20 protein-coding genes and 1 pseudogene are annotated in these 26,651 nt (G+C 40.7%); 7 read left to right on the forward strand and 14 right to left on the reverse strand.

Translation table 11 applies throughout. The annotated features are described in order from the left end of the window. Positions 1-73 precede the first annotated feature (73 nt). The gene (locus tag PHAL_RS0115435; RefSeq protein ID WP_016709327.1) at positions 74-640 is read left to right on the forward strand and encodes a GNAT family N-acetyltransferase; all 567 of its coding nucleotides are present in this window, start codon (positions 74-76) and stop codon (positions 638-640) included. A 56-nt stretch (positions 641-696) separates the two neighbouring features. On the opposite strand, the gene PHAL_RS23130 is transcribed toward PHAL_RS0115435, so the two are convergent. Both PHAL_RS23130 and PHAL_RS0115445 read right to left on the reverse strand, forming a co-directional pair. After that, entirely contained in the window at positions 697-873 is a 177-nt protein-coding gene (locus tag PHAL_RS23130; protein ID WP_138555835.1) for a DUF6435 family protein, read from the reverse strand. Between the two features lie 177 nt (positions 874-1,050). Further along, on the reverse strand, positions 1,051-1,830 hold the full coding sequence (locus tag PHAL_RS0115445; protein ID WP_016709329.1) for a hypothetical protein: 780 nt from the start codon (positions 1,828-1,830) through the stop codon (positions 1,051-1,053). A 325-nt stretch (positions 1,831-2,155) separates the two neighbouring features. Here PHAL_RS0115445 and PHAL_RS0115450 point away from each other — a divergent pair, with 325 nt between their 5' ends. After that, a complete protein-coding gene (locus PHAL_RS0115450) occupies positions 2,156-2,563 on the forward strand; it encodes a hypothetical protein (protein ID WP_016709330.1) in 408 nt (135 codons plus the stop codon). A gap of 110 nt (positions 2,564-2,673) precedes the next feature. On the opposite strand, the gene PHAL_RS0115455 is transcribed toward PHAL_RS0115450, so the two are convergent. From PHAL_RS0115455 to PHAL_RS24795, 3 genes and pseudogenes are all read right to left on the reverse strand, one after another. Further along, positions 2,674-3,099: a transporter gene (locus tag PHAL_RS0115455; RefSeq protein ID WP_202799310.1), complete on the reverse strand. Its 426-nt coding sequence runs from the start codon at positions 3,097-3,099 to the stop codon at positions 2,674-2,676. Between the two features lie 119 nt (positions 3,100-3,218). Next, the gene (locus tag PHAL_RS24790) at positions 3,219-3,386 is read right to left on the reverse strand and encodes a helix-turn-helix domain-containing protein (protein ID WP_374954837.1); all 168 of its coding nucleotides are present in this window, start codon (positions 3,384-3,386) and stop codon (positions 3,219-3,221) included. A 22-nt stretch (positions 3,387-3,408) separates the two neighbouring features. Then, positions 3,409-3,477: pseudogene (locus PHAL_RS24795) on the reverse strand (hypothetical protein); the annotation flags it as partial. 293 nt (positions 3,478-3,770) lie between these two features. On the opposite strand from PHAL_RS24795, the gene PHAL_RS0115460 reads away from it, so the two are divergent. Next, positions 3,771-4,178: a hypothetical protein gene (locus tag PHAL_RS0115460; protein WP_016709332.1), complete on the forward strand. Its 408-nt coding sequence runs from the start codon at positions 3,771-3,773 to the stop codon at positions 4,176-4,178. Positions 4,179-4,236: 58 nt separating this feature from the next. On the opposite strand, the gene PHAL_RS0115465 is transcribed toward PHAL_RS0115460, so the two are convergent. After that, positions 4,237-5,406, reverse strand: coding sequence for an MFS transporter (locus PHAL_RS0115465; RefSeq protein ID WP_016709333.1), 1,170 nt, complete (start codon positions 5,404-5,406; stop codon positions 4,237-4,239). A gap of 306 nt (positions 5,407-5,712) precedes the next feature. Here PHAL_RS0115465 and PHAL_RS0115470 point away from each other — a divergent pair, with 306 nt between their 5' ends. Both PHAL_RS0115470 and PHAL_RS0115475 read left to right on the forward strand, forming a co-directional pair. Then, positions 5,713-6,630, forward strand: coding sequence for a Gfo/Idh/MocA family protein (locus PHAL_RS0115470; protein ID WP_016709334.1), 918 nt, complete (start codon positions 5,713-5,715; stop codon positions 6,628-6,630). Between the two features lie 130 nt (positions 6,631-6,760). Continuing rightward, positions 6,761-9,679 (forward strand): UvrD-helicase domain-containing protein, encoded by a 2,919-nt coding sequence (locus PHAL_RS0115475; protein ID WP_016709335.1) that lies wholly within the window; start codon positions 6,761-6,763, stop codon positions 9,677-9,679. Positions 9,680-9,722: 43 nt separating this feature from the next. On the opposite strand, the gene PHAL_RS0115480 is transcribed toward PHAL_RS0115475, so the two are convergent. Further along, complete coding sequence (locus PHAL_RS0115480; RefSeq protein ID WP_016709336.1) at positions 9,723-10,670, reverse strand: sodium-dependent bicarbonate transport family permease; 948 nt, start codon at positions 10,668-10,670, stop codon at positions 9,723-9,725. 160 nt (positions 10,671-10,830) lie between these two features. Here PHAL_RS0115480 and PHAL_RS0115485 point away from each other — a divergent pair, with 160 nt between their 5' ends. Beyond that, positions 10,831-11,775, forward strand: a complete 945-nt coding sequence (locus tag PHAL_RS0115485) for a LysR family transcriptional regulator (RefSeq protein WP_016709337.1) — start codon at positions 10,831-10,833, stop codon at positions 11,773-11,775. 264 nt (positions 11,776-12,039) lie between these two features. On the opposite strand, the gene PHAL_RS0115490 is transcribed toward PHAL_RS0115485, so the two are convergent. From PHAL_RS0115490 to PHAL_RS0115500, 3 genes are all read right to left on the reverse strand, one after another. Next, the gene (locus tag PHAL_RS0115490) at positions 12,040-13,041 is read right to left on the reverse strand and encodes a LacI family DNA-binding transcriptional regulator (RefSeq protein ID WP_029216189.1); all 1,002 of its coding nucleotides are present in this window, start codon (positions 13,039-13,041) and stop codon (positions 12,040-12,042) included. A gap of 68 nt (positions 13,042-13,109) precedes the next feature. Beyond that, entirely contained in the window at positions 13,110-14,636 is a 1,527-nt protein-coding gene (locus PHAL_RS0115495) for an MFS transporter (protein WP_016709339.1), read from the reverse strand. Positions 14,637-14,710: 74 nt separating this feature from the next. Beyond that, the gene (locus PHAL_RS0115500) at positions 14,711-16,039 is read right to left on the reverse strand and encodes a GH1 family beta-glucosidase (RefSeq protein ID WP_016709340.1); all 1,329 of its coding nucleotides are present in this window, start codon (positions 16,037-16,039) and stop codon (positions 14,711-14,713) included. Positions 16,040-16,343: 304 nt separating this feature from the next. On the opposite strand from PHAL_RS0115500, the gene PHAL_RS0115505 reads away from it, so the two are divergent. Next, positions 16,344-18,926: a glycoside hydrolase family 3 protein gene (locus PHAL_RS0115505; RefSeq protein WP_016709341.1), complete on the forward strand. Its 2,583-nt coding sequence runs from the start codon at positions 16,344-16,346 to the stop codon at positions 18,924-18,926. Positions 18,927-19,052: 126 nt separating this feature from the next. Here PHAL_RS0115505 and PHAL_RS0115510 read toward each other — a convergent pair whose 3' ends face one another. From PHAL_RS0115510 to PHAL_RS0115525, 4 genes are all read right to left on the reverse strand, one after another. Further along, positions 19,053-20,543: a tryptophan halogenase family protein gene (locus PHAL_RS0115510; protein ID WP_016709342.1), complete on the reverse strand. Its 1,491-nt coding sequence runs from the start codon at positions 20,541-20,543 to the stop codon at positions 19,053-19,055. A gap of 7 nt (positions 20,544-20,550) precedes the next feature. Beyond that, complete coding sequence (locus PHAL_RS0115515) at positions 20,551-22,086, reverse strand: tryptophan halogenase family protein (protein WP_016709343.1); 1,536 nt, start codon at positions 22,084-22,086, stop codon at positions 20,551-20,553. A gap of 90 nt (positions 22,087-22,176) precedes the next feature. Further along, positions 22,177-25,149, reverse strand: coding sequence for a TonB-dependent receptor (locus PHAL_RS0115520; protein ID WP_016709344.1), 2,973 nt, complete (start codon positions 25,147-25,149; stop codon positions 22,177-22,179). Between the two features lie 279 nt (positions 25,150-25,428). Continuing rightward, on the reverse strand, positions 25,429-26,559 hold the full coding sequence (locus PHAL_RS0115525) for a GGDEF domain-containing protein (RefSeq protein WP_016709345.1): 1,131 nt from the start codon (positions 26,557-26,559) through the stop codon (positions 25,429-25,431). Between the last annotated feature and the right edge of the window lie 92 nt (positions 26,560-26,651).

The raw sequence follows: 26,651 nt of genomic DNA on the forward strand, positions 1-26,651 counted from the left end.
TCCGTATTAATTTGAACTAAATTAGGAACTAAGTTAGGCTACTTTTTTGGATTCATTGCTTCAAGGAGATGCTATGCCTAATAAGTTTACGCCTATAATCGACACTGAACGTCTGCAACTACGGCCGTTAGATGTCAGTGATGCTGAGAATTTACTCGCTATTTTTGCAGATCCAATCGTTATGGAGTATTGGCATACACCCCCTTGGCAGTCACACTGTGATGCTATTGATTTTATTGCCTCAAGCCAGGCTGCCAGCGAACAACAAAAACAAGTTTGTTTGGCCATGATTTTAAAATCGACCCAACAGTTGATTGGTAAATGTATGCTGCATAACTATGTACCTGATTCAAAGCGTGCTGAAATTGGTTATGCTCTTAGTCCTCAATATTGGGGCAAAGGTTTAGTTTTTGAGGCAGCACACGCACTGCTAAGTTATGGCTTTAAAGAAATAGGTTTAAGGCGGATAGAAGCAGAATTGGACCCTGACAATGCTGCATCGGCAAAAACACTTGAGCGCCTTGGTTTTATTAAAGAAGGATTATTACGTAAACGCTGGGAAATCAATGGCGTGATTTCAGATTCAGCCTTATACGGTTTATTAGTGGATGACTTACAGCAAAATAATAGTAAAGCGTAAAAATTTACCTATCGCATAGATACCTGCGCTCTCGAATAAAAATAACTGTAGTTTATTTAAGTGATTTTGTTTTCGAGAGTTTTAATTTTATCGAGTATTTGCTCTGCTTCAAAGGTGAGTTGTGAGTAGCCTTTAATATCGCCATTTCGTTGTGAGAACATAGCTTGTTCAAGTTTGGCGCTGTATTGTTTATTAAGTTGTTTCAGTGGATCTTTTTTAAAAAATGAAAACATTATTGTCACTTGTATTTTTAAATGTATGTAAGCCATTACGTAATATGCGCAATAATCGATTAGTGTAGACTGCAATAAATAAAACATCATTACTTAGCTGGAAAGTCATACAAAGCTAAGAAGTAAATACGCATTACTTTACTTCATTCTGCTCTTTACTTTTCAAACGAGTGTTTATTACGGGATAGGGCAAGCGGGATGTTCAGCGAGTACTTGAGTAACAATTTGCCCAAAAAGAGCCTGTTGTTGTTGCTCTAATTCAAGAGCCGAAGTAAAGGGGATCGCATCGGCTAATTCACCAGTGATAACTTCATAAAAGGTCATGGCGGTCAGCATATTACCTGCATAAGAGGCATGGTTTCCATCAGCATTGTATAACTTAGCTGTTGGCATCGCGGCTAATACGCGATTCCAAACCAGACCTACAGGTGCAACACAACTGGGCTCTTGTTGGCTAATCGATTGATGTAAATTATAGACACGATCAGCTTCAGCAGGATTGCCACGTTGCGGGTGCTCAGGGAATAAAATAGGCATGACATTGTTTGCTTTGGCAGTTGCGATTAAATGCCGGGCTGCATCTGTAGAATAGTAGACCGTGCCTGATTGGGAGTATTTCTGTCCTTGAAATATAGCGTGGCTCCAACTGTTTTGCTGTAATTGTTCTAAATTTCCAGTCACGGCGACAATCTCATCTAAAAATCGACCACTTATTGTTACTGTGTCTATTGTACTGTTTGGCAGTTGACTAGTGACAAGCACTTTAAGCATTGCACCTAATTGCGCACTGTGACTGTTACCATAAATAATCACTCGATAATCTGCGGGAACGCCATTATCAACCGTGGTCGCCGTTTCGGATTGCGTTGTTTGAACATTTGCAGCGCCAGCCCCACAGGCCGTTATATTACAACAAATTAAAGTCCATAATATGAATACTAAGTATTTTGGCTGCATGATTACTTTCCGAATAAAGCATTAAACTACACCTTTGCTATAGACTGATGAGTATATATGTCAATTCATTAGTTATCAATTTGGTAACAAAAAACGTTTTTCTAAGGTAACACTCAGCTTTTTGAACACATATAAGTTAAATTAAGTTACTAGTAGATCAAATTGTTGATTTGTGGCTCGAACTTGGGTGTTAGACTAAAGTCTATGAGTTAATTTTCTTCATCTATTAGGTTTAGTTTTATCGTTTGTCGAAAGTGAGCTAACACTCTAAAGTTCAATTGTCGGCAACAGTTACGACGCGACTCAACCAAATAGGAATATAATCATGAAACTTACACTTATCAAAACCATCGCACTTGGCTCATTATTAACTTGCTCAGCAGCGGCTATGGCTGGCGGCAGTGACTATAAGTTAATGGTTATTGAGCAGGCAACAGCGCCACAGCAACTAGAAGAGTCTTTCAATGGTTGTGTACTAAATGTCAAATCAAAAAATTATGAGCAGGCAGAAGCAATTTGTACAAAAGCAATTGCGCTTTTAAAAGAAAGCGGTAAGTCAAAACTTAAAGTACGCGAGCTGACGTCGTACGCACTAAGTAACCGTGGAGTGTCACGCTTAATGGCTAAAAATGATGCAGCTGGCCTGTCAGATCTATACGAAGCAGCACAAATATCTGACAGTGCAATGGTTTCACATAACTTAACTCGCGCCAAAGAATACCTTTCACTATAAGCTTACAGGTTATAGAAAACCCATATTGATTAACTCAATATGGGTTTTTTGCGTTTATAGCGCAGGGAATGGCGAGTATGCTGCAAACCTGATGTAACCATTTGCCGCTATTACTGTATAAAAATCTGCGTTACGGCTATATCTGCTGCGACCACCACAAGCAATGCGGCCATCAATAAATTTATTACTTCAAAGTAGTGTGCGTTTGTCATATGTTTACCTATGGCTCTGCCTGCAAGTGAATAATTCGCTGGTGCGCCAAATGCTAATAACGCCAAGATACATGACCACAATACAATACTGCTTCCAGCAATGCCCGCGGCGGGAAATTGAATGGTGGTAATGGGCAAGGTGGCAGCGAGGGCTTTGCGGTTAAGTAGTTGCATAAATAGGCCGTTACTAAAGGTTAGCGACTTTATATTGGTTGCTTGGTTATCATCAAAATTGACCGGTGTTTTAGCTACCCTAACCGCGATATAGAGAATATATAAACATCCCGCAAAATTTATAACTGGCAATATTTTTGCTGGGATCAATGCAATTTCTATATAACCTAGAGTACAAATAGCAAAAGTATTGCACTTGCTACACCGGCAAAAAAGCCTAGGTGTATATGGTATAAGCGAATATTTCTAACATAGTGAGCCTTTGTAATTTAGCGCGAGAGTTGTCGTTGGTATTGCGTGGACGTTAAACCAAAAACACGCTTGAAGTGGCGGTTTAAATGACTGTTATCGGCAAAGCCTGCATCTAATGCGGCTCGCGAGGTACTCAAACCGGATTCTATGTATTTTCTCGCTTGGATGATCCGACAGTTCAACACATATTGGTGGTGGTGTGATGCCAAATTGTTGGTTAAATAGACGAATGAAATAATACTTCGACATAGTTGCGGCAGCTGAAATTTCATCAATCTAGATGTCATGAGCTAAGTTTACCATTTTGCAATCTTTTGCCTTAAGAATAGGGGGTCTTTTTTGAGCTGAGACTGAGAGGATCAATCGCGCAATTTCAGTGTGCTTAAGTTATATCAGTAATTTTTATTGTTTGTTTTTATTCGTACTTTTCCTGTTTGTATTAGACTAAAGTCTATGAGTTAAATTCCTTCACCTATTAGGTTTATTTTTATCGTTTGTCGAAATAGTGAGAACAGCTTAAAGTTTAATTGTCGGCAACAGATACGACGTAACCAAATAGGAATATAATCATGAAACGTACACTTATCAAAACCATTGCTCTTTGCTCATTATTTACTTGCTCAGCGGCTGTTATGGCTGATCAGAGTGATTACAAATTAATGGTTATCGAGCAAGAGACTGCACCGGTACAATTAGAAGAGTCATTTAATAGTTGCGCACTCAATGTTAAGTCAAAAAATTACGAACAAGCTGAAGCGATTTGTACAAAAGCAATTGCTTTGTTAAAGCAAAGTGATGGGCCGAGAATGAAAGTTCGTGAGCTAACATCATTTGCTTTAAGTAACCGTGGTGTATCTCGTATGATGACAAATAATGATGCGGCTGGCATTTCCGACTTCTATGAAGCAGTGCAAATTGCAGACAGCGTGATGGTTTCTCATAACTTAGCGCGTGCTAAAGAAAACCTTTCTTTATAGATTTTAGTTATAAAAGAGAAACCCCATACTGAGTATATTAGTATGGGGTTTTTTTGGATTACCCCGCGACAGGGGTATTGTCAGTGGAAATACTTTTAAGGCTTTTTATCAGCATATAAATACAGGTAGTGAATAAACAGCCGCCTAAATACACCATAATGCCGTTTGCTGAGTCAAATAGATTAGCCGCAAGTAGCGGACCAAATACCGAGCCAAAACTGTAGCTCAATAACATAATTTCGGTTGCTGAGACTATTTTTTCGATTGGTAATGCATCACACGCCAAGGTGATGGCGATAGGGTAAAGTGCAAAACTTGCTGCCCCTAATATAAAGTAACTAGCGATCAATACATTAAAATGCACAGCTTGCATGATACCAACGACCCCCAGCGCACCAAATAAACAAAATAACGCCATTAACAAGCTTTTTGCCATTCGTGTAGATAGGTAACTTACTAAAGGCTGCACGAGCATGCCACCTAAAATGACGGTCGCCATTAAGGTACCAGTGAAAGCGGCTTGTGCACTTTGCTCGGCAATATAAACAGGCATTAAACCATAAATTGGACCAAGTACTAATCCTGAGACTAAGCAACCTAAGATGGCTGGGCGGCTCAATTGCTTTAACTCAGTTAATTGTAGTTTTTGCGACTGATGGCTTTGCGGCTGACCTGACTTTATGAGTAGTGGTGCTAACATTGCGACAAATAAGAGTGCAATAACAAATAAATAAGGAAGTGCACCACTGGTGCCTAGTGGATCAATGGCCAGTTGGCCAACTGCACTACCGCCGTAGAGGGATGTCATATACAGGCCTAATCGTTTTGCACGTGCTTTGGCTGTATCGGTCATCAATAACCATGACTCTACCACTACAAATACACCTGCGACAGCAATTCCTGCGACAAAGCGAGCTAAAAGCCACACATGAGCTTTTGGAAAAATAAGCTGGGCGGTAACACTAACAATTAATAAACTCAGAAATACCATAAAGGCATGTCGGTGGCCTATTTTTGTAACAATACGTTCAATAAAAAAAGCACCGATTAATAAGCCAAGATAAAACACACTTGCTAGCCAAGAAGCAAGTTCGTTATCCAGCCCAAAAGCGTTCAATGATAGAGGAATGAGGCTCATTAAAAAGCCAGATGCAATCGCAAAAAAAGATAAGCCAATAACAGGTGCAAGAGGATTATTTGGTTTATGACCGGCTGTGAGCTCAACCATTAGGATATCCGATTTAAAGGGCGTAAATAATTGCTTGAGGGAACTTTAATGACCAGCAATTATTTTGAAGTGGTTAATTTTACGGCGAATTTAATCCGATTTTGAACTCAAGTAAAGTTATATTTGAATATTTACTCGATATTTTATTTATAGCGATCAGTTAGGTAAATTTACGGGTTATTTACGTCATTTTAGTGTCTTTTTTTTAGCAATATTGTTTAGAAAATGTAGTTGTTTTATCAATCTAAAGAATAACTTGGTATGCTGTATTCTTGGTTTTAATTCTCATCAAGGGACAACAGTAAAATGCGTAAACTAACAATCGCTCTAGTCGGACTTGGCGATATAGCACAAAAAGCTTATTTACCTATTGTCACACAGCATGCGCAGATCGATCCTATTTTTTGTACGCGAAATGAACGGCTGTTGAGCAAATTAGCTTCGCAATATCGGGTAGAAAAACACTTTACTGATTATCAAGATGTATTAGCGTGCAAACCAGACGGGGTGATGATCCATACGAATACTCAGTCGCACTATGCTTTTGCGAAACAAGCGCTTGAGAAAAAAATTGCCACATTTGTAGATAAACCATTAGCGTATAGTTTTAGTGAAGTGAGTGAGCTTATTGAACTGGCGACTAAACAGAACACGCCATTATTTTTAGGCTTTAATCGCCGCTTTTTACCAATTATGGCCGATATTGCAAAGCCAAAAATACGCCATCTTAAATGGCAAAAAAACCGCTTAAATTTACCAGCACAGCCGCGCACCTTTATTTTTGATGACTTCATCCATGTGGTTGATAGTTTATGCCATTTTGCAAATGTAGAGCGTTTTGATCAACTTAACCAGTTACAGGTGTTTTCACAATTAGATCCACAAGGCTTACTGGCTGCTATACATATTAGCTTTGAGTTTGAGGGGCGGTTATTTCAAGGTGCGATGGATAGATTAAGTGGATGTAATGAGGAAGTTGTTGAAATAACCGGTTTGAATGAAAAGTGGCGGATTGAATCACTCACTAATCTGACATCGATGGCCAATGAAATACAACAGCCTGTGCCGCAAAAGGATTGGCAGCCGACATTATATAAACGGGGCTTTGAATCGATGCTAAATGCATGGTTAGCGGCAGTTAAAGCGCAGCAAGTTGACCAATTACAGCTTAAAAAAGATAGCTTAACGCATGAGCTGTGTGAGTGGCTGGTTGCACACGTATAAAACACTAGTAAGCTATTTTACTCTGAAACGATTACAAGGAAGCTGTAAAATAAATAGCGTTATTTTCAGATTTATTGAGTTGCATGCTTTAAAATACAGGTAATTAATTTTATTAAGGAATTCAGCAGTAATGAATTCTATTCCAGTTAGCCTGTTTGGTCTGATGTTTGCGAGCAAAGCACGCTTAGCATTTGATGAGCATGTGCTTGTCATTCGACAAGGTAATACAGTGACCTCCATTGAGTGGGGGGAGTTGTTGGCGCCATTATCTTTCTCTTATGGGGTTTTCGGGCAAACTATTCGCTTTGCCACAGCTGAGCAAAACTATACATTTTTGATGCGAGCGTATGGCATTCACCGACAAATTAAAGCGAGCTGTGAGCAATATTGGCTGCAAGCCAATGTGGCTAAACTTAATGCGGTATTGACTAAAATATCGCAATTTGTCGAGCTGCGATACTTACGTCAATCTCATGTGGCCAGTTTAAAGCAAGCTGCACGTGATGAATATAAGCGCTGGTTACCTTGGGTAAAACAAAGCCCTGTACTGAGCTTAGTTGCTAATAAAATAACGTTACTTGAACAATACGCTAATTGGCATGAACGACTTACCCAACATTTACAACAGCGCTATCTTACAAAGCAACTTAAATTACACGCCCACTTTTTTGATTCGGTCGAGAGCAACCCTTTAACACATAGTCAAAGGCAAGCATGTATTATTGATGACGACAACAATTTATTGTTGGCAGGGGCGGGTACCGGCAAAACCAGTGTAATGATTGGCCGAGCAGGTTTTTTAGTCACAAGTCAGCAAGCGCAATACAGTGATATTTTATTGCTGGCGTATGGCCGAAAAGCCGCTGATGAAATGGATGAGCGGATCCAAACCAAACTCGCCACAGATAAAATAAAGGCTGCAACCTTTCACAGCATTGGCCTTGCGATCATTGCTAAGGTTGAAAATGCCAAACCCAGCATGAGTGTGCTCGCCCAAGATGAACAAGCAAAAGCTAAGTGGGTACAACAATCTTTTGAGTCACTGATTGATAATAACGAGCGTTATCGCACTCTAGTGCTGGATTATTTTAGCAAATATTATTACGTTGAAAAAAATGAGGTTGATTTTAAAACCTTAGGCGATTATTACAGCTACTTAAATGATAATGACATTCGCAGTCTCAAAGGCGACAAAGTAAAAAGCTTTGGTGAACTGTATATTGCTAATTGGCTGTTTTATCATGGCATAGATTATCAATACGAAGCGCCTTACAAAGTAGCGGTTAAAACCATTGACCGTAGTCAGTATAAGCCCGACTTTTATTTGCCTGAGTATGATATTTACATAGAGTATTACGGCATTGATGAAGCAGGGAATACCGCCCCGTATATTGATAAAACCCAGTACCACGAGGCAATGGACTGGAAAAACACCACCCATGCCAGTAATAACACTCACTGTATAGCGCTGACCTATGGGCAACACAAACAAGGTATATTGTTAAGCGAACTAGAGCAGGCGTTAAAAAGTGTTAACGTGCACACTCAAATGTTGCCAGTAGAGTCACTGCTTGCGAGTTTAAAGGAAACAGGCAGAGTCACTGTTTTAGCGACGTTATTTGCACAATTACTCGGCTTATACAAAGGCACATGTTTAAGCGCTGCAGATGAAGTGAAGGTGATTAAGCGCTCGCTTGATGCCCAGCAAACCACGCAGGCATTGGCATTATTAAAGCCGATCCTCTCTCATTACAATACACACTTGCAGCAGCGCGGCGAGATAGACTTTGAAGACATGATCATCAAAGCCATTGAGTATGTGGAGTCAGGCAAGTTTCATTCGCCTTGGCGTTATATTATGGTGGACGAATTTCAGGATATATCTGAGCCAAGAGCGCGATTAGTTAAAGCCCTGCGTGATAGCCGTAAAGGGTGCTCGGTATTTGCTGTGGGTGATGATTGGCAAGCGATTTACCGCTTTAGCGGCGCAGATATAAAGTTAACCACACAGTTTAAAACGTATTTTGGTTTTACCACCGAAGCGCAATTGGACACTACTTTTCGTTTTAATAATAAAATAGGCGAGGTTGCCTCTGCCTTTATTAGTAAAAACCCAGCGCAGCTTAATAAAACCATAACGTCTTTAACTCAAGTACAACAGCCTGCGGTATCCATATTAAGACGTGGAAAGAAAGCACCGACTACTTATAATTATTATCAAAGCGAGCTTGCAGAGCTTGCTAATGGCGCAATAGACGATGTGCTTGGTGCAATTTATAGTACAGTGTGCAAACCCACTTCAGTTTACTTTTTAGCACGGTTTTGGTTTCAGCTACCAAGCAATGCAGATATTACCGCCATGCAACTGAAGTATCCGTTGTTAAAAATTCAATCGCAGACCTTTCATGCCGCAAAAGGCAAAGAAGCGGATCACGTGATCATTATCGGCTTGCAAAAAGGTAAGCATGGCTTTCCGAGTGAAAAAGCCACTCCCGCAATTTTAGAGGCATTATTACCAGCGAAAGAAGCGTTTACTTTTGCAGAGGAGCGACGGTTATTTTACGTTGCGCTAACGCGAGCAAAGCAGCGGGCGTATATTATTGCCGATATGACCAACAGCAGTTGTTTTGTTACTGAATTAATAGCTGAGCACAACATAGAGCTGCATGAATTTAGCACTGATAATGAACAATTCTACAGTGCAGATATAAACTGTATGCGCTGTAATAGCGGTGTTTTAAAAAAACAAACAGGGCGCTTTGGTGTGTTTTATTCATGCTCGCACTATCCACATTGCGAGCATAAAGAAAAACCTTGTCAGCAGTGTCAAAGCCCAATGACACGCAGCCGCTATGCAGGCTTTAAGGCGTGCGTTAATGAGTCGTGTAATCACATACAGCCTATTTGTGATAAATGCGGCGCTGAGATGGTGCTACGCCAAAGTGCTAAAGGGCTGTTTTGGGGCTGTAAAAACTATCAAGGTAATGAACCGCTCAGCTGTAAAAATGGCAAAGACAGTAAAGCAATAAAATGGCCGGAGCAGGTTTAAGTGGGCTCTTAGAAAGAGCCCATATTACTTTAAAGCAAGCTAATTATTGTATAGCCACAGCCAATTGGTGATATAAACCAATCCCTACAGTGACGTTAAACGCGAAGGTAATACCCAGAGAACTGAGCATTGCCAAGCCGATATCTGCTTTTGGAATTGCAGCTTTAATCGCCGCGGGGGCGGCAATATAGGAGGCGCTGGCTACTAAGCTTGCTAATACAACCACGGAGCCTAGTTCGAGTTTTAAGGCTGTGCCGGCAGTAACCCCAATTACGCCTAAAAACAGCGGTGTGATTAACGCAAACAATGCAACTCGCCAATGATGCCAAGGAATAGGACGCAGTGTTTTAGCAGCTGTTAATCCCATCTCCAGTAAAAATAACGCTAGTACCACTTTAAAACTGCTGGTAAGCAAGTTAGTCACTTGGCTGCCTTGTTGTGTGCCGTAAAGCATACCAATGATAACGCCACCGACTAAAAGAATGATGCTTTTATTGGTAAGGGTTTCGTGCCACAGTGTTTTTAGTGAAAGCGTGCGTGTACTGTTGTTTTCTTTATCAAGACGTCTGTAAAGTAATAAGCCAACAATAATCGCCGGTAATTCTAGCATCACTAAATAAAGTGTAACCTCTGCGCCAACAATGAGTTGTGACGATTCGGCATAAGCCAGTGCAACGGCAAAAGTGCCTGCGCTGACAGATCCATAGTGGGCAGCAATACTGGCACTGTTAGCGACGGATAGTTTTACAACATACTTTAAAACTGGATAGAGCATCAGTGGAATAAATGCGCCCAACAACATTACTGAGCCCATTTCTGGCAGCAACTGCCAGCTTAGATTACCGTGCAACACCATACCGCCCTTTAAGCCAATTGTGAGCATCAGCAACAAGCTAAGCGTTTCGTAGGTCGCTTGCGGTATTTTTAAATCAGATCGCAACAGCCCTGCAACCAAGCCTAAAACAAAAAACATTACAACAATATCTGGCACACTTTTCCCCTTAGTATGTGAAGTGGCGCTATTGTAATGAAAACTTTGTATAGTAAATAATAAAATGATTAATAGATACCTATAGGTTATCATCTATAGGTTATCATCAACAGGTTGCTGTACTTTAGTGTTGTTTATAATTTTTCTTTAAGAGGTAGACATGGATTTAAGGCATATATCATTTCGATTGCTTGAAGTGTTTATGAGTGTGGTGAAAACAGGCTCGATCAGTGAGACAGCCAGAGCGCTGCATTTAACTCAACCTACGGTTTCTTTACAAATTAAGCGTTTACAAGAGGCGGTGGCAGAGCCGTTAATTTTAATGCAACAGCAAAAATTAACGGTGACCGAAGCAGGCTTGGAGTTATTTAAAACATGCCAACAGATTTTTGGCCAGTTTGATGATTACAAAGACTTTTTAGCAGAACTTAGAGGCGGCGAGCGCGGCCGTTGTAAAATTGCTATGGTTAATACCGCCCAATATATTTTGCCTAAGTTACTTGGGCCATACAGTAATTTACATCCCCATGTTGAACTCCCCTTAGAAATTGGCAATCGTGCAGAGGTGTTGGGTCGGTTTGATCGTGGTGAAGACGATATTTATGTGTTCAGTCATCCGCCATCTCTGGAGCACGCAAAAGCAGCGCGTTTTTTACAAAATCCACTTGAATTTATTGTGCCCAGAACTCACTCCCTTGCAGCGGCCAATGAGATCACGCTGGCTGAGCTGACAAGTTATCGATTTTTATTAAGAGAGCCGGGATCCGCTACCCGTATGTTGTTTGAAAGTGAATTACAGGGACGCGGTTTAGTGTTAAGTAACAGTGTACAAATGGCAAGTAATGAGGCTATTCGTGTCGCGGTATCATCTGGGATGGGTGTCGGTGTACTTTCTCGTCATGTACTGCCTAAAGGTGATGAGAGTTTTAAAGTGCTCAGTGTCAAAGATACGCAACTTGCCAGCCATTGGTATTTTGTTATTCGTACCGATCGACATTTATCTCATGCGGCACGTAGCTTTTTGCAATTTGCTGAGCACAGCTTAACGCGCTATTTAGATGCTCGCTGGGTATGCAATGAGCTAGGCCAGCTTGATCTAAACTGATACCAATCGACTTAATTATACCAATCGACTTAAATATTTAACCATTCTAGTGGGCTAAATAAAGCGCTAACTGCGTTATAAATTTTTCATGTACGACTGCATGGATGCAGGAGGTAGAGCAATGCAGGAGCAATTGCCGAGAACAACTACATGTCAAAATTTATGCCTTGTTATCACTGTATTTATCTGTCGCTATAAATGGTCAGTAACTTAACACGATTGGTATTACTTAACAGGATTGATATGAGTTCTTGCAGCAACTAGTTATTTTAGCGACGGCGTTGAGTCACGCAAAATTAGATTTGGCTGGAATATATGATTAATAGTAATGCCGGTGTGCTTATAAATATCTTTAAGTACTAAATTAGCTGCCATTTTTCCCATTTCTGGTACTGGGTTGTTGATCGTTGTAAGCGTTGGGTACAAGTAGTTGGTAAAAATGACGTTATCATAACCAATAATGGCAAGATCACTAGGCAGGTTAAAGCCGTGCTCTCGGGCATACTTCATAGCCCCTGAGGCCATTTCATCATTTGCACACACTAGCGCAGTAAAGGAAATCTTGTTATCGATGAACGACTTCAAACCATCGTTACCGCCTGTTTCTTTGAAGTCGCCAATATAAAATAAGTTTTCATCGAACTCGATACCAAATTCACTCAGGGCTTGTTTATGACCTTTAAGTCGATCTGATGCATCTATTTTAAATTGTGGTCCTGCAATATACGCAATGTTTTTATGACCTCGGGTGATCATGCTCTTAGTCGCTAAATACCCACCCATTACGTTATCTAGGCTGATGCAGTTGTCTTTGATCTCTTCAACATAGCGGCTTATTAAATAAATGGGCGTTTTACCTTGACTAAGCTCAATTAAATATTCGTTTGAGACAGCTTCAACATGGGCAATAATGGCATCACAATTTCGACTGATCAAAAATTCAAACCCGTTTTTCTCTTTAGTTTCGTCACTGTGACCTGGCGTGATTATTACGTGTTTGCCAGCCGCACGAAGTTGCTCTTCGATCGCAGACATCATTTGGCCGAAAAATGGACCATCTAACTCAGAGACTAAAATACCGACACTGCTGGTTCTACTTGAGGCAAGGGAGCGAGCAATAGAACTTGGTTGATAGCCAAGCTCTTGCATTGCCTCCATGACTTTCTTTTTAGTTTTTTTACTCACATAGTCATTATTGTTCAGAACTCTGGACACAGTGGACAGGGATACACCTGCAAGCTCTGATACCTGATAAATTGTAGCCATTGATTTCCTAACGTTAATGCTCTGTTTTATATGATATTTTATAAATCAGTATTGAGTGTTTATGTAATTTACACATTCCTGCGACTAATTGCCAAGTCTTCTGTAATTTTTTGTGTCATTTGCGAAGTAAGTGGATAAATTAACATCAACGCTGCACCTAAGAATGCAAATGCTGCTGGTATCCAGCTCATTAATAATTGCATGCCGGGTAGTGATTGCTTGATAGTTGATTCATCCATACCGTTATAGCCGTAACCTGCTAATACAACCAACACCAACGCACCGGCAAAACCACCACCGGTTTTTTGTACAAAAGTACCAGCAGAATAGATTAAGCCTGTAGCACGGCGTTTGTTCTTCCACTCAGAATAATCAGCAGAATCCCCCAACATGCTAAAAAATAAGGTTGGCATCATGGCGGCAAAAAACTCAGCTGCACAACCAAAGGTGAAAACAGCCGCAATATTATCACTTGGCACCCAATAAAAGGCGGTAGTTAATAAGCCACTTAAAACCAGCGATACAATAAATAGGTTACGTTTGCCTAACACCTCAGCTAGTTTACCTGTCGCCAAAGCACCAAAAATAGAAACAATTAATAACGCGACAAAATACTGTCCAGCCATCAGTTCATCAGCAACCTGATACTTAAAGTAATAGGCAATAACACCATATTTAATACCATTGAACATCATGGTTAAAAAGCCAATACCGAGTAGGATAAGCCAAGGTTTGTTGGTTAATAAATCAACCATGTCGCGCTGCGTACCGGTTAAATTACTTTGATCTTTGTTGAGTAGTTTTTTTATTACGAACGTCATGACCGCCATAATCACAGCGAAAAATAAGCCACTGTAGATGTCACGATAGTAAAAGAATAAAGTGGTTGCGAGCAGAGGTAAAATAATAAACGGCAGATTTTTAGTTAAATCTTTGAGCTCTGATTTTAAACTCCCTTCGTTGGATGCATGTGGGATGACACGCTCTTTTGTTGACACAAAAGTGATCACCATCAATGCAATCAATAGTGCCGCAAATAAATACATAGTTAATTGGTAGCCTTTGGCATTATCGCCATCACCAAAATAAGCCACTAACTCAGGCAAAAAACCCATGACTAATAACCCGCCTGCAAACGCGCCAGCGAAACGAAAACTGGATAGTTTAGTTCGCTCGGTATCATCGGGGCTCATTACGCCCATTAAGGCTGAATAGGGCACATTACTGACGGTATAGGCGAGGGTTAAACCGATATAAGTGACGTAGGCGTAAATTAATTTATTGGTTTCATTGAAGTCAGGGGTGGTAAAACATAACACCATAAATAACCCTAACAAAGGAGCTGACCAGAGTATCCAAGGTCTAAACTTACCAAAGCGGGTGTTTGTCCTGTCGGCAATCATACCCATAATAATATCGGTCACACCGTCAGATAGACGCACGACTAAAAATAACATGGCAGCCGCTGCGGCAGAGATGCCAAAGGTGTCGGTATAAAACACCGCAAGATAGGCAAGAGCACCACGCCAAACTAAATTGGCACCGGCGTCACCCATGGCATAACCGACTTTTTCATATAAAGGTATTTTATTCACTGTGTGTTTCTTATCGTTGTTTTAAGTGACTAGCCGATTTTACATTGAAATTGTCGGCTAGTATAAGTTACCAATTAGCGATTGGTAATCAACTTACTGTATGCAAGGCCACTGGCTTTGACTGTACGTTGTTGCGTATGATAATCAACGTATACAATACCAAAGCGCTTTAAATAACCTTCGGCCCATTCAAAGTTATCCATTAAACTCCAAGCGAAATAGCCATCAACGCGAACACCTTGCTCAGTTGCGTTGTGTAGCGCTGTTAAATGTTGTTGATAGTAGCTAATACGATCTATATCGTTTACTTCACCATTATCAATTGTATCCTTCATCGCAGCCCCATTTTCGGTAATATAAATAGGTGGCAAGGTGTATTTTTCATTGAGTGATACTAATAAATCCGTGAGGGCTTGCGGGTAAATTTCCCAACCAATATCTGTCAGCGGCCCTTGGTGTGGACGCTCATCGTAAAAGTCATCATCACTCGCTTGATAATGCAGGCGAGTATAAAAATTTACGCCAAGATAGTCTAAAGGTTGTGCAATGATATCCATGTCACCGGGGTGAATTTCTGGGCGCTGTTCATTTGGTAATTGGTCAATGATGTCGGGGTATTTTCCTTCCATTACAGGGCGCATATACCACTGATTAATATAGTCATCTGCAAATGCAGTGGCTTTTAGATCAGCGTCACTTTGGCTTACTGGGTAGCAAGGGGTAAAATTTAGCACAATGCCATTTAGGGAGTTAGGGCTATTTTTAGCAAGAACTTGCATCGCAAGACCATGGCCTAATAATAAGTGATGTGCTGCTTTTCGGCCAAACTCGCGGCCCACAATACCTGGTGCATGAACACCAATTTCATAGCCTAAGTACGAGCTACAAAATGGTTCGTTTAGGGTTGCATAAGAATAAACACGTTCAGCAAATGCTTCGCTTACCAAATCAACATATTTTGCATATTCAAAAGCGGTATTACGGTTAAGCCAGCCTCCTTTATCTTCTAAATATTGTGGTAAATCCCAATGATAAAGGGTAACAAACGCTTTAATGTTGCGACGTGCCAATTCATCTAAAATATCTGTATAAAACTTTACACCAACCGGGTTTAGGCTACCATCTGCTTTGATCACGCGTGGCCAAGAAATAGATAAGCGGTAAGCATCAACACCTAAAGAGTCTATTAACGCAATATCATTTTCCCAATTGTGATAGTGATCACATGCAATTAAGCCGTTTGAATTATCAGCAATTTTACCTGGCGTGGCACAAAACGTATCCCAAATACACGGTAGGCGACTATCTGCAGCCCCTTCAATTTGAAATGATGCTGTAGCAACACCAAAGGTAAACTCTTTACTAAGTAGCGGCGAGTTAGTGGGTAAAGATAATTGTTTCATTAATAGAAAACCTCAGCTGGCATAGACAGTTTTTAAATATGTTTTTGTAGTCAAAAATTATAATTCTTGTGAAAGCGCTTCCATAAATAATTTGATTAATACGCTGTGATGGTATTTAATGCTATTTCGGGAAGCGCTTCCATATTCAGGTTAGTGACTATTTCTTAACAGGTCAATAGTTAAATTTAGATAACCCTAAATACTTGTTTGTTACTAATACCAAGTAGCAGGCTAGCCTAGGGCACACGATAACGTGTAGCCGGCGCTCTTAAACCAATCACTGATAAATGATAGGTAAATAAAAATGATAAAACACTTACACACAACAAAGTTACCCATTTTAAGTATGTTAACTGGCTTAGCACTGCTTGCAGGTTGTTCGAATAGCGAAGCTGAAAAATCGAGTTATACATCGGATCTGGCAAAAGAAGTTAATGCGCTTGACGGTAATTTAGCAATTTGGCCCAAGCTGAATTACCAAGTAGAGAAGGATCCAAAAATAGAAGCAAAAATAGCCCACTTTCTAGAGTCTATGACCCTTGAGCAAAAAGTGGCACAGATGATCCAGCCAGAAATACGCGATATAACGGCTGATGATATGCGTCAATATGGTTTTGGCTCTTACTTAAATGGGGGAGGATCATTTCCTAATGCTAATAAGCACGCCACTCCCCAAGATTGGATAGCCTTAGCTGAAGCTATGTATCAGGCCTCAATTGATGACTCGTTGGATGGCAGTCGTATTCCTACTATGTGGGGCACTGATGCCGTACATGGTCATAATAACGTTATTGGCGCGACGTTGTTCCCTCACAATATAGGGTTAGGCGCTGCGAATAATCCCGCTTTAATTGAAAAAATAGCCGCTGCAACGGCAATCGAAGTGATGACAACGGGCATTGATTGGGTATTTGCCCCAACCGTTGCTGTTGTGCGTGATGATAGGTGGGGACGTACTTATGAAGGCTATTCTGAAGATCCAGAAATTGTACGTGAATACTCTGCGGCAATCGTTAATGGTCTGCAAGGTCATGCAAATGGTGATTTTTTAAGTGATAAGCGGGTGATCAGCACGGTTAAGCATTTTTTAGGTGATGGTGGCACTGTTGATGGTGACGATCAAGGAGATAATATTGACTCTGAACAAGCGCTGTTTGATATTCATGCACAAGGCTATATAGGCGGCCTTGCTGCAGGCAGTCAATCTGTGATGGCGTCGTTTAATAGCTGGCATGGAAAGAAAAATCATGGGAATAAATACCTGTTAACCGATGTATTAAAAACTCAAATGGGGTTTGATGGTTTTGTCGTTGGCGACTGGAATGGCCACGGACAAGTGGCAGGTTGTACTAACGAAAGCTGCCCGCAAGCAGTGAATGCCGGCCTTGATATATTCATGGTGCCAACAGGTGCGTGGAAGCCATTGTATGAAAATACCATTGCGCAAGTTAACGCGGGTGAAATCGCCATGAGCCGCATTGATGATGCCGTTGCACGTATCTTAAGGGTGAAACTTAGAGCAGGACTATTTGATAAACCAAGCCCGGCTAACCGCCAATTTTCTGGTAAAACACAATTGATTGGTGCTCAGGAACACCGTGCTATTGCAAGACAAGCTGTGCGTGAATCACTGGTTTTATTAAAAAATAAACAAAATATTTTACCATTAGCTGCTAACTCACGAATTTTAATCGCCGGAGATGGCGCTGATAACATTGGTAAACAATCGGGTGGTTGGAGTATTACTTGGCAAGGCACGAATAACGAAAATGCTGATTTTCCAGGCGCCACATCAATTTATGCAGGTTTAAAAGCACAAATTGATGCTGCCGGTGGTGAAGCAATCTTAAGTATTGATGGGTCTTTTGAGCAGCAGCCTGATGTGGCTATTGTGGTGTTTGGCGAAGAGCCTTATGCAGAAGGTCATGGCGATCGAGACAATCTTGAATTTGAGCGCAATAATAAAAAGTCGTTGGCGTTATTAAAAACACTTAAATCAAAAGGTATTCCAGTTGTGTCAGTGTTTATTTCAGGGCGACCAATGTGGGTCAATGCTGAGTTAAATGCATCGGATGCATTTGTTGCAGCCTGGTTACCTGGCACTGAAGGGCAGGGCGTTGCTGATGTATTACTTAGAGGTCCTGATGGACGAAGCCAATACGACTTCAAAGGCAAACTGTCTTTTTCATGGCCTAACTCACCATTACAAACGAGCGTTAATAAAGGTGATAAAGAGTATTCACCGCTATTACCTTATGGTTTTGGTTTAACTTATGGCGATACGAGTACTCTTTCTGATGATCTAAGTGAAGACTCCGGTGTTGATATCGCTGACTTGGCTCCGCTTGGCATTTTTAATGGTTCATTGACCAACCCATGGCGATTATTCTTAAAGTCAGGCGAGCAGCAACATCAGGTGGTTAGTAACAGTGTGGCGTTTGCTGGTATTGAATATCGAACAGAAGATAAAGATATTCAAGAAGATGCGCTGTCGTTTGTATTTAAGGGTAACGAATTAGCAATCGCTGAGATAAACAGTAACTTCACTGAAGACAAGGTTGCTTATATTGAAGCAAATTCAACATTAAGCTTTGATTATAAAGTCAAAAGTACACCTAGCTCCGCGCTTTACATTGCCATGACGTGTGAACAGGGCTGCGGTGGTCGAATTGATATAAGCCAGGTGTTAAATAATTCAGCACTAAATACATGGCAAACGCTCAGTATTGATTTGAAGTGCTTTGCAGATAAAGGTGTTGATTTTGCAAGGGTAACTAGTCCATTTTCATTACAGAGTGAAGGTCAGGCTGAGATATCTGTAGCGAATATTAATTTTGTACCAGAAGGTGTAAAGCAAGGTGCGATCACTTGCCCAGCAAGTGAGTAAGCTATAAATAATAAATTTTTAACGTATTTTGTTGTGTTGTCCAAAGCCCTTTAATTTTAAAGGGCTTTTTATCTTTTTAAAGTAATTATTTAACGTTTTTACTGTATTTAGTAAATTTGGCTCAAGTTAGTTAGCTGGGCAATATTGTTGTAAAAATGCTTCATGGGTTGGCAGCTGTACGACGCGCTGGCTAATTTGCTGTTTGATACTGCTTAGAAAGCGCGTTAATTCTTCATCACTCATTAAACTGGCAATGAGATGGTACTGTTTAGGTTTAATACCTTGACCAAGCATTACTTGCACCCAAGAATCAACTCTAAAAATATCACCGTCATCTAAAAATACCCGGCCAGTTTCTTTGAACAAACTAATTTTATGGGCGAGGGTATCGGGTACTTCCATGTTTTGACAATGACGCCAAAATTCACTGTCGTTACGTTCAGTGACTTGATAATGTAAGACAATGAAGTCGCGGATATTTTCGATTTCACTTTTTAATTGTTTATTGTATTCACTAATCGCTTGCTCAGTGATCCCATTAAACGGAAATAGTCGCATAAAGCGAATAACACCCGACATGATCAAGTGAATGCTGGTGGATTCAAGCGGCTCGACAAAACCACTGGCAAGGCCCAGCGCCAAACAGTTTTTATTCCAGCCTTTGCGGCGGCGACCGGTTTTAAACTTAATAACTCTGGGTTCAGTTAAAGTTTCACCTTGAATATTATCAAGCAGTAGTTGCTTTGCGTCTTCATCACTTAGATAGCGACTACAAAAAACGAGGCCATTACCAACACGTTGTTGCAGAGGAATTTGCCATTGCCAGCCCGCATCGTGGGCAATTGAGCGAGTATAAGGGGGGATCTCATCGCTAATGGCTTTGGTTTGTACAGCAATAGCGCTGTCGCATGGTAGTAAATGAGACCAATCTTCGTAACCAGTATGCAAGGCCTGCTCAATCAGTAGTCCACGAAAGCCGGTGCAATCAATAAAAAAGTCACCGTCTAGGGTGCTTTCGTCACTAAGGGTTAAACTTTTTATATTACCGGTTTCAGCACATTTATTGACTCGTGTAATTTTCCCTTCCACACGTTTAACCCCGAAATCGTGCGAAAAATCACGTAAAAATAATGCGTAGCGACTGGCGTCTAGATGAAATGCATAGTTTATAGGGTTTTGTTGATTAAATGCACATTTGCCTTGTTTAGCGGCTTGTAGCTCATAACAGTAATCCGCAAATTCTGATTTAAGCCCTAACGATAAGCTATGCAGCCAAAAGTGATGAAACTCACCGGCCCAACATTCTTTGCCCGTCATGCCAAATGAGTGAATATAATCAGTGTTTTTTTGCCCCCAATTTTCAAAGCTGATCCCTAACTTAAAGCTGGCTTGCGTGGCTTTCATAAATGCTTGCTCGTCGATCCCCAGTAATTTATGGAAAGTACGAATGGGCGGGATAGTTGCTTCGCCAACGCCTATTGTGGCTATGTCATCAGACTCAACAAGCGTGACGTTGATATTTTTTCCGACGAGTTTGCCAAGGGCCGCAGCAGCCATCCAGCCTGCAGTGCCGCCTCCTGCGATCACCACATTTTTTATCTGTTTAGTGTGTGTCATATTTTGATCACGCCTTATTATTTAAAAGTTGATTTAATAACGTGCGATTTGTTGGTAAAGCTTGCAAGCATTGAGCAATCTTGGCACGGTTTTGCTGGTAAAAATAATGCCCCGCTTTGGGGTTATAAAAGGCATTTTCTGCTGTTGCAGCTTGGCTGTGAAAGCCCATACCATAAAGTACATATTGATAACTGGCTGAAGGAAATATTTCTTCATTTTCAATCAAATCAAAGCGACTTGGTGGCTGGTATTGCCACAGTGCCAATAACTCAGTTAAGCGGGCCGGAATACTTGCTGGACTTTTTATATCCAGCCAATATTGGCTGTCATCTCGTTCACTTAAAATATAGTGCAGCTTTAAAAAGTCGATTACACGCTGCCAGCGATAACTAAAGCGCTGGTTAAATCGAGTTGCTAGCAATTGCATATGCACACGATCATGTGGCATTTGCTCACTTAGCATATTTAACGATAACTCGACCATAGCAAGGGCAGAGGCTTCTAACGGCTCAATAAAACCTTGTGACATTCCCACAGCAATACAGTTTTTGATCCAAAAGTGTTTTCGGTAGCCAGGGGTAAAACTCAGCTTTCTGGTTTGTATTTGTTCAGCAGCTTCAGCGCCTACTGATTGTGTAGCGTAGTTTTTTAAGGTCTTAACAGCGGTGTGTTCATCGCAATATTTATCACAATAGGTGTAGCCAATACCACGACGACTTGGTAAGCCGATATCCCAGATCCAACCATGGGATTGAGCTGTTGATATCGTTGCGCTGGCTATGTCTTGTTGCTGATTATTATAGGGAAGGTGCGCAGCAATCGCACTGTTATTAAACAATGTCTGCTCTTGATTAATAAACGCTGCGTTATAATGTTCTGCAATTAGGCGAGCTCGGGCACCGGAACAGTCAATAAACAAGTCGCCCTTTATTTCACCGTGCTGTTTTGTTGTTAATGAGCGAATATAGCCTTGATTATCGTTATTTACCGCCACGACATCATCCATAATATGAATTACGCCAAGCTTATTTTCGCAATGGTTTTTTAAGAAGCTTGCAAATTTACCAGCATCAAGATGATAACCGTAGTTTGTCACTGCTGCGTATTCTGGTGTGCTAGCTTGTTTAGGAGCAAGACCTGCTTGGCAGACAAAGCTTTGCATATTAATGACATCGGCGTATTTTTGACTGGTAGCATGATGTTGCCAGTAGGCATGCAAATCAGTCTCTAAATACCCTGCGGGCGTCATAAAAGGGTGGTAGTAGTTATCGCCAGGGGTTAAATTGCGCCAGTTGATAAACTTTGAGCCTTGCTTGAATGACGCATCACAATACTTTAAAAAGTCGACTTCTTTAATTCCGATACGTTTTAGCGTATTACGCATCGATGGCCAAGTACCTTCACCAACACCGGAAATTGCAATGTGAGCGGATTCAATTAAAGTAATGTGTTTATCAGGGTGTTCCGCGCTTAGCAGTCCTGCACTTAGCCAGCCTGCAGCGCCGCCGCCAAGTACCACAATGTGTTGTATTTTGTTATTCATTGTGTGTCTTCTATTGTCTAATTAAAACGACAAAAGCCGCTAATAGCTAGCGGCTTGATACTCATTAAATTAATGAGTAGCACCTCTTACTTAAAAGTTATAACGCATACCTATATTATAACGGGCGCCACTTTGTTCTAAGTTCCATAATTGAGCTTGATATCGGCCATGCTGACGCATATTTTGCTCAGTGATATTAAGTCCTTCAATAAAGAATGACATTTTTTCACTGTAGTTGTAGGCAATATTAAAATCAATTTGATAATACTCTTCAGTGAAGCTTGGCTCATTAACATAACGTGCCGCGCTGTTTAAGAATTTATCACGCCAGTTATAAGCAATACGTGCTTGAAACTTGTCGTTTTCGTACATAGCAATCAAGTTGGCAGTATCACTTAAGCCCACCAGTGCAAACTGAGTGGTTGTGGGATCTGCTGCGACATTAAAATCAATGTCACCATTTACTATGGTGTAGTTAGCTTGTAAACCAAAACCAGTGTCATCAAAAAAGTGTTGAACTGCGAACTCATAACCATCAATTTTAGCATCTTTATTGTTGGTTGGTACTTGAGCAGTAAAGTCCATCAATGGATCATCTGCGTTAGGTAAAACATCATAAGCGGCTTCAAATTCTTCATAACTCATCGAATCAAAAGCTACCCCATTTTCCATGGCCGCAACCATTTGGAATAGGTTTGAATCTGTAAATGCTAAGCCTTGTGCTTCTAGCTCTGCTTTTGCAGCTTCGGCGCGAGGGCCTGCGGATACATCACGTAAACCATAGTAGTTTTGTGTCATAGGTGACAGGCCAATAAAATTGTCTACTTTTTTATTAAAGTAACCCACGGATACATAGCTTACATCAGTAAAGTACCATTCAGCAGAGACATCAAAGTTATCTGATTCAAGTGGTACGAGGGCAGGATTACCCGTTGAAGCCGGCGCATTAGTGGTCCCTGGAATAATCGTGGGGCCTGTTGGTACGCCAACCGTGGCCGCTGAACTTAAATTGTCATAAGTCGGGCGGGCGATAGTTGTGCTGTAAGAGGCACGTAGCGTTACATCATCATGAACATTGATATCAAAATCTAAGCTAGGTAAAAAGTGGTTATAACTTGAGCTTAGTGAATAATCTTCTTTATTCGTGCCGTAGCGCACATTAAAGTCATTATTACCTTCCCATGCTACTGCATCAGGTAAATCAATATTCGCGGTTGAGGTGATATCGGTTGTTTCGTAGCGCGCACCTATAACTAAGTTAAATGGCATACCACTAATTTCATTTGTGTAATTGTACTGCACAAATGCTGCTTTGATATCTTCTTCAATTGTACGATTGGTTGCGTATGCACCATCAGCTGCAAAATTGAACCCATACTGCTCTGCCGCCCAATAACCAATTTGTGAAGCGCTGCCAGTAAAGCCTTGATCAAATGAGCCACTGGTATCGTAATCATCAAACTCAGCTAAGAAATTCGTTGGATCTAAATAGCCATCGGGTAATTCACCAGGGTTTTCAATGCCCCAGTTACCCATGGTATTACGAGTAAGTGATTGTAGTGAATGGCTTTCCATTGAGCGTGATTCAATACCAAAATCTATGCTGCCGTTATCCATTACATAATTACCATGTAGGCGGAATTCATCCACAGTTGATTCTTGACTGGCGAAGTTGGCATCAAGAATCGAAGTACCTACATCAGCTTGTTCTAGTGCACCGCTGCAATTAAGATTTGCACGGCTGCAGTCATCAAAATCAATCATCATTGAGGGTAAATCACGGCTGAAATCAACTTCTTGAGCAGCAACTACATTAGCCCCTAAACCTGCATTTACCCAACTACCGTATGGGGCATCAGGTTTACTGGTCGCTTTTGAGCTATGTGCATCAAACATAAAACTAAGTTGGTCACTAAAATAGTACTCAATATTTAAACCAATCGAATTATTCTCATTTACTTGGTTTTGTTCTTGTAACGCTAAACCTAAATCACGAGTTGATAAATCACGTCGCTCTTCGCGGTAATAAATTGGGGTTTTAACTTCGTTATCATCAAAGATTAAATGGGTTTTATAGTTATCCATCCAAATTGATTGTTCTGCACGGGCTTCAAATAACTCTTGCTGTGAGTAGGTGTAATCAAGCGTTGCGGTCAGTGAGTCGATAGGGCTGTACTGGAATGTTAATTGGGCATTGGTGCGAGTACGTTCACGGTCGGCGATGGTGTAACGTAAGTCCGAAGGCATTGAATAGTATTGACCCATTGCTGGGGCATTTTCTAACACTATGTCATCTGCAGCTTGAGGAATTGTGCCGTCATATTCAGTAGTACGCCACTCATTTACAAAAGCCCCTGTTGCTGAGCTATCTCGTTCTTGCATGCTGGCTGTGAGGGATACACCAAATTTTGCTTCTTCGTCTGTCCAACTAAATATCCCTGAAATTTCTGGCGTTATATCGTCACCTACACGATTCGTTGTATCGTGTTGTGCTTTAACACCAACATTGGCAACGAGGCCAGGGTTATCAAGTGGACGAGCAGTATTGATATTGATTGTTGCACCAATCCCCCCTGATGCAATACTGGCTTTACCGGTTTTATATACCTCTACAGACTTAACACTTTCGGATGCAAGGTTGGCAAAATCATAAGCGCGCGAATTTGGTGCTCCACCACCTGCTGGCAGGGAAGCGGCTGGCATAGTACGACCGTTTAATGTCACCATATTATAATCAGGACCAAAACCACGTACTGTTACCTTAGAGCCTTCGCCATTGCTGCGGTCAATTGATACCCCCGTGATCCGCTGTAAAGATTCTGCAAGGTTAGTATCAGGGAATTTACCTATGTCTTCTGAAGATATTGCATCTACAACGCCTGAAGAATAGCGTTTTAATTGAGTAGATTCTTTAATACTGCCTTTAAAACCAGTGATTTGAATTACTTCAAGATCCTCTTGCTGCTCAACCTCTGCTGCATAGGCCGATAGCGTAGTTGCTGCACCTAAAATCAAAGATAAGCTGGTCGCTAACTTTGTTTTCTTTAAAATATGACTCGACATTAGGTTTCCCTCGTACAGTTATCATTATTATTAACCACTTTTATCAAAAGCGATATTATTGTGTGTGGAAGCGCTTCCAGAAAGTGGTGTAACAATTTGTGAAAGCGCTTCCAGAGAAATCTAGTGCAATTTTCATGTTACGTCAACAAGTGTATTTAATTAATTGGAATAAAATTGTGTCTAAAATGTATCTTAATGATTTATTTAATTATTAATAATTTATAAAAATTGGCAGGGTGTCATAAATATGGGAAACGAAGTTTAACAGTCGATCAGCATCTAAATAGCCACAACCACCTGATTGCGGCCATTGTGTTTTGCTTGATATAAGCCTTTATCTGCTTTAGCTAGTAAATCATTGATATTACTGTCTCCTGTACGTTTGATAACACCAATACTGAGTGACAAAGAGATACTGTGTTGCTTATATATAAACGGTTGGTTTTTGATAGCAAGCCTGATCCGCTCTGATAATGCCTGTGCATTTTTTTCAGAAGTATTAGGGAGTAAAATTGCAAATTCTTCACCGCCAATCCTAGCTACAATGTCATGCTCACGTAACTGTGCTTGAATCTTTGTGGCAACCCATTTTAAAGCCTCATCGCCAGTCTCATGGCCAAATTGATCATTCACTTTTTTAAAAAAATCAATATCAATCATCAAAGCACACAATTCTTTTTGGTAACTATTGGCTTGTTCTAAATGCGTGGCGCTGAGGTTTAAAAATGCGCGTCGGTTAAGTAATCCTGTCAGTGGGTCTAAATTAGCTAAATCGGTTAAAACTTGCTCTGATTCTAAAAACATTAAAACCGGCCAGACTAACGCGGTGCAAGTGGAGATCACAATATGACTAATTAAGATTACTGCCAGCGCTTGCTGCGTATCGATCACTGATGTTGGTGCAGAAACTAAAAGTGCGGCTTGGCAAAACATTAATAGGGCATGTATCACAAAACAAATTTGTAGCAGTAAAAAATGGCTAACACGTCCCACATGTAACTTATTTAGCGCATAAGCGGCATAACAAAAGCTGCAAGCAATGACTAACGTGGTATAAAGTTGAGCAAAGGACGTACTATAAAAAGGCATTAAAGTTATGACAGATACCAGCAGCACGCTAATACAGGCTGTAAATTTGCTTTTCTCTGTGTTGTTGTATGCATGTATACCGAGTATTGCAGCCAAAGGCGCGATGATAATTAATAGGTCGGCTAGGTAATGAGAAATCAGATTTAAATCACTATACGCCCTTAATGAGGCTGTGACTTGAGCAAGCACAAAAATAAAACAAGAGCAGCACCAGTACAAGTAGGTTTTTTGTTTTTTGAGCCGATACAAAGACAACAAAAATGAACCAATGAGGGTATTAAGTATTATAGAAAGTATGATGATTGTAGGTAAATGCATCATGGTTGGTTTATCTTATCCATCAAATTTAATTGCCTTTATGGTTTATTGTTGCACTAATTATTATTTACTACATCAACAATAGCATGATAATG

Origin of the sequence: Pseudoalteromonas haloplanktis ATCC 14393 (assembly GCF_000238355.1) — a bacterium.
GTDB classification, from domain to species: Bacteria; Pseudomonadota; Gammaproteobacteria; order Enterobacterales; family Alteromonadaceae; genus Pseudoalteromonas; species Pseudoalteromonas haloplanktis.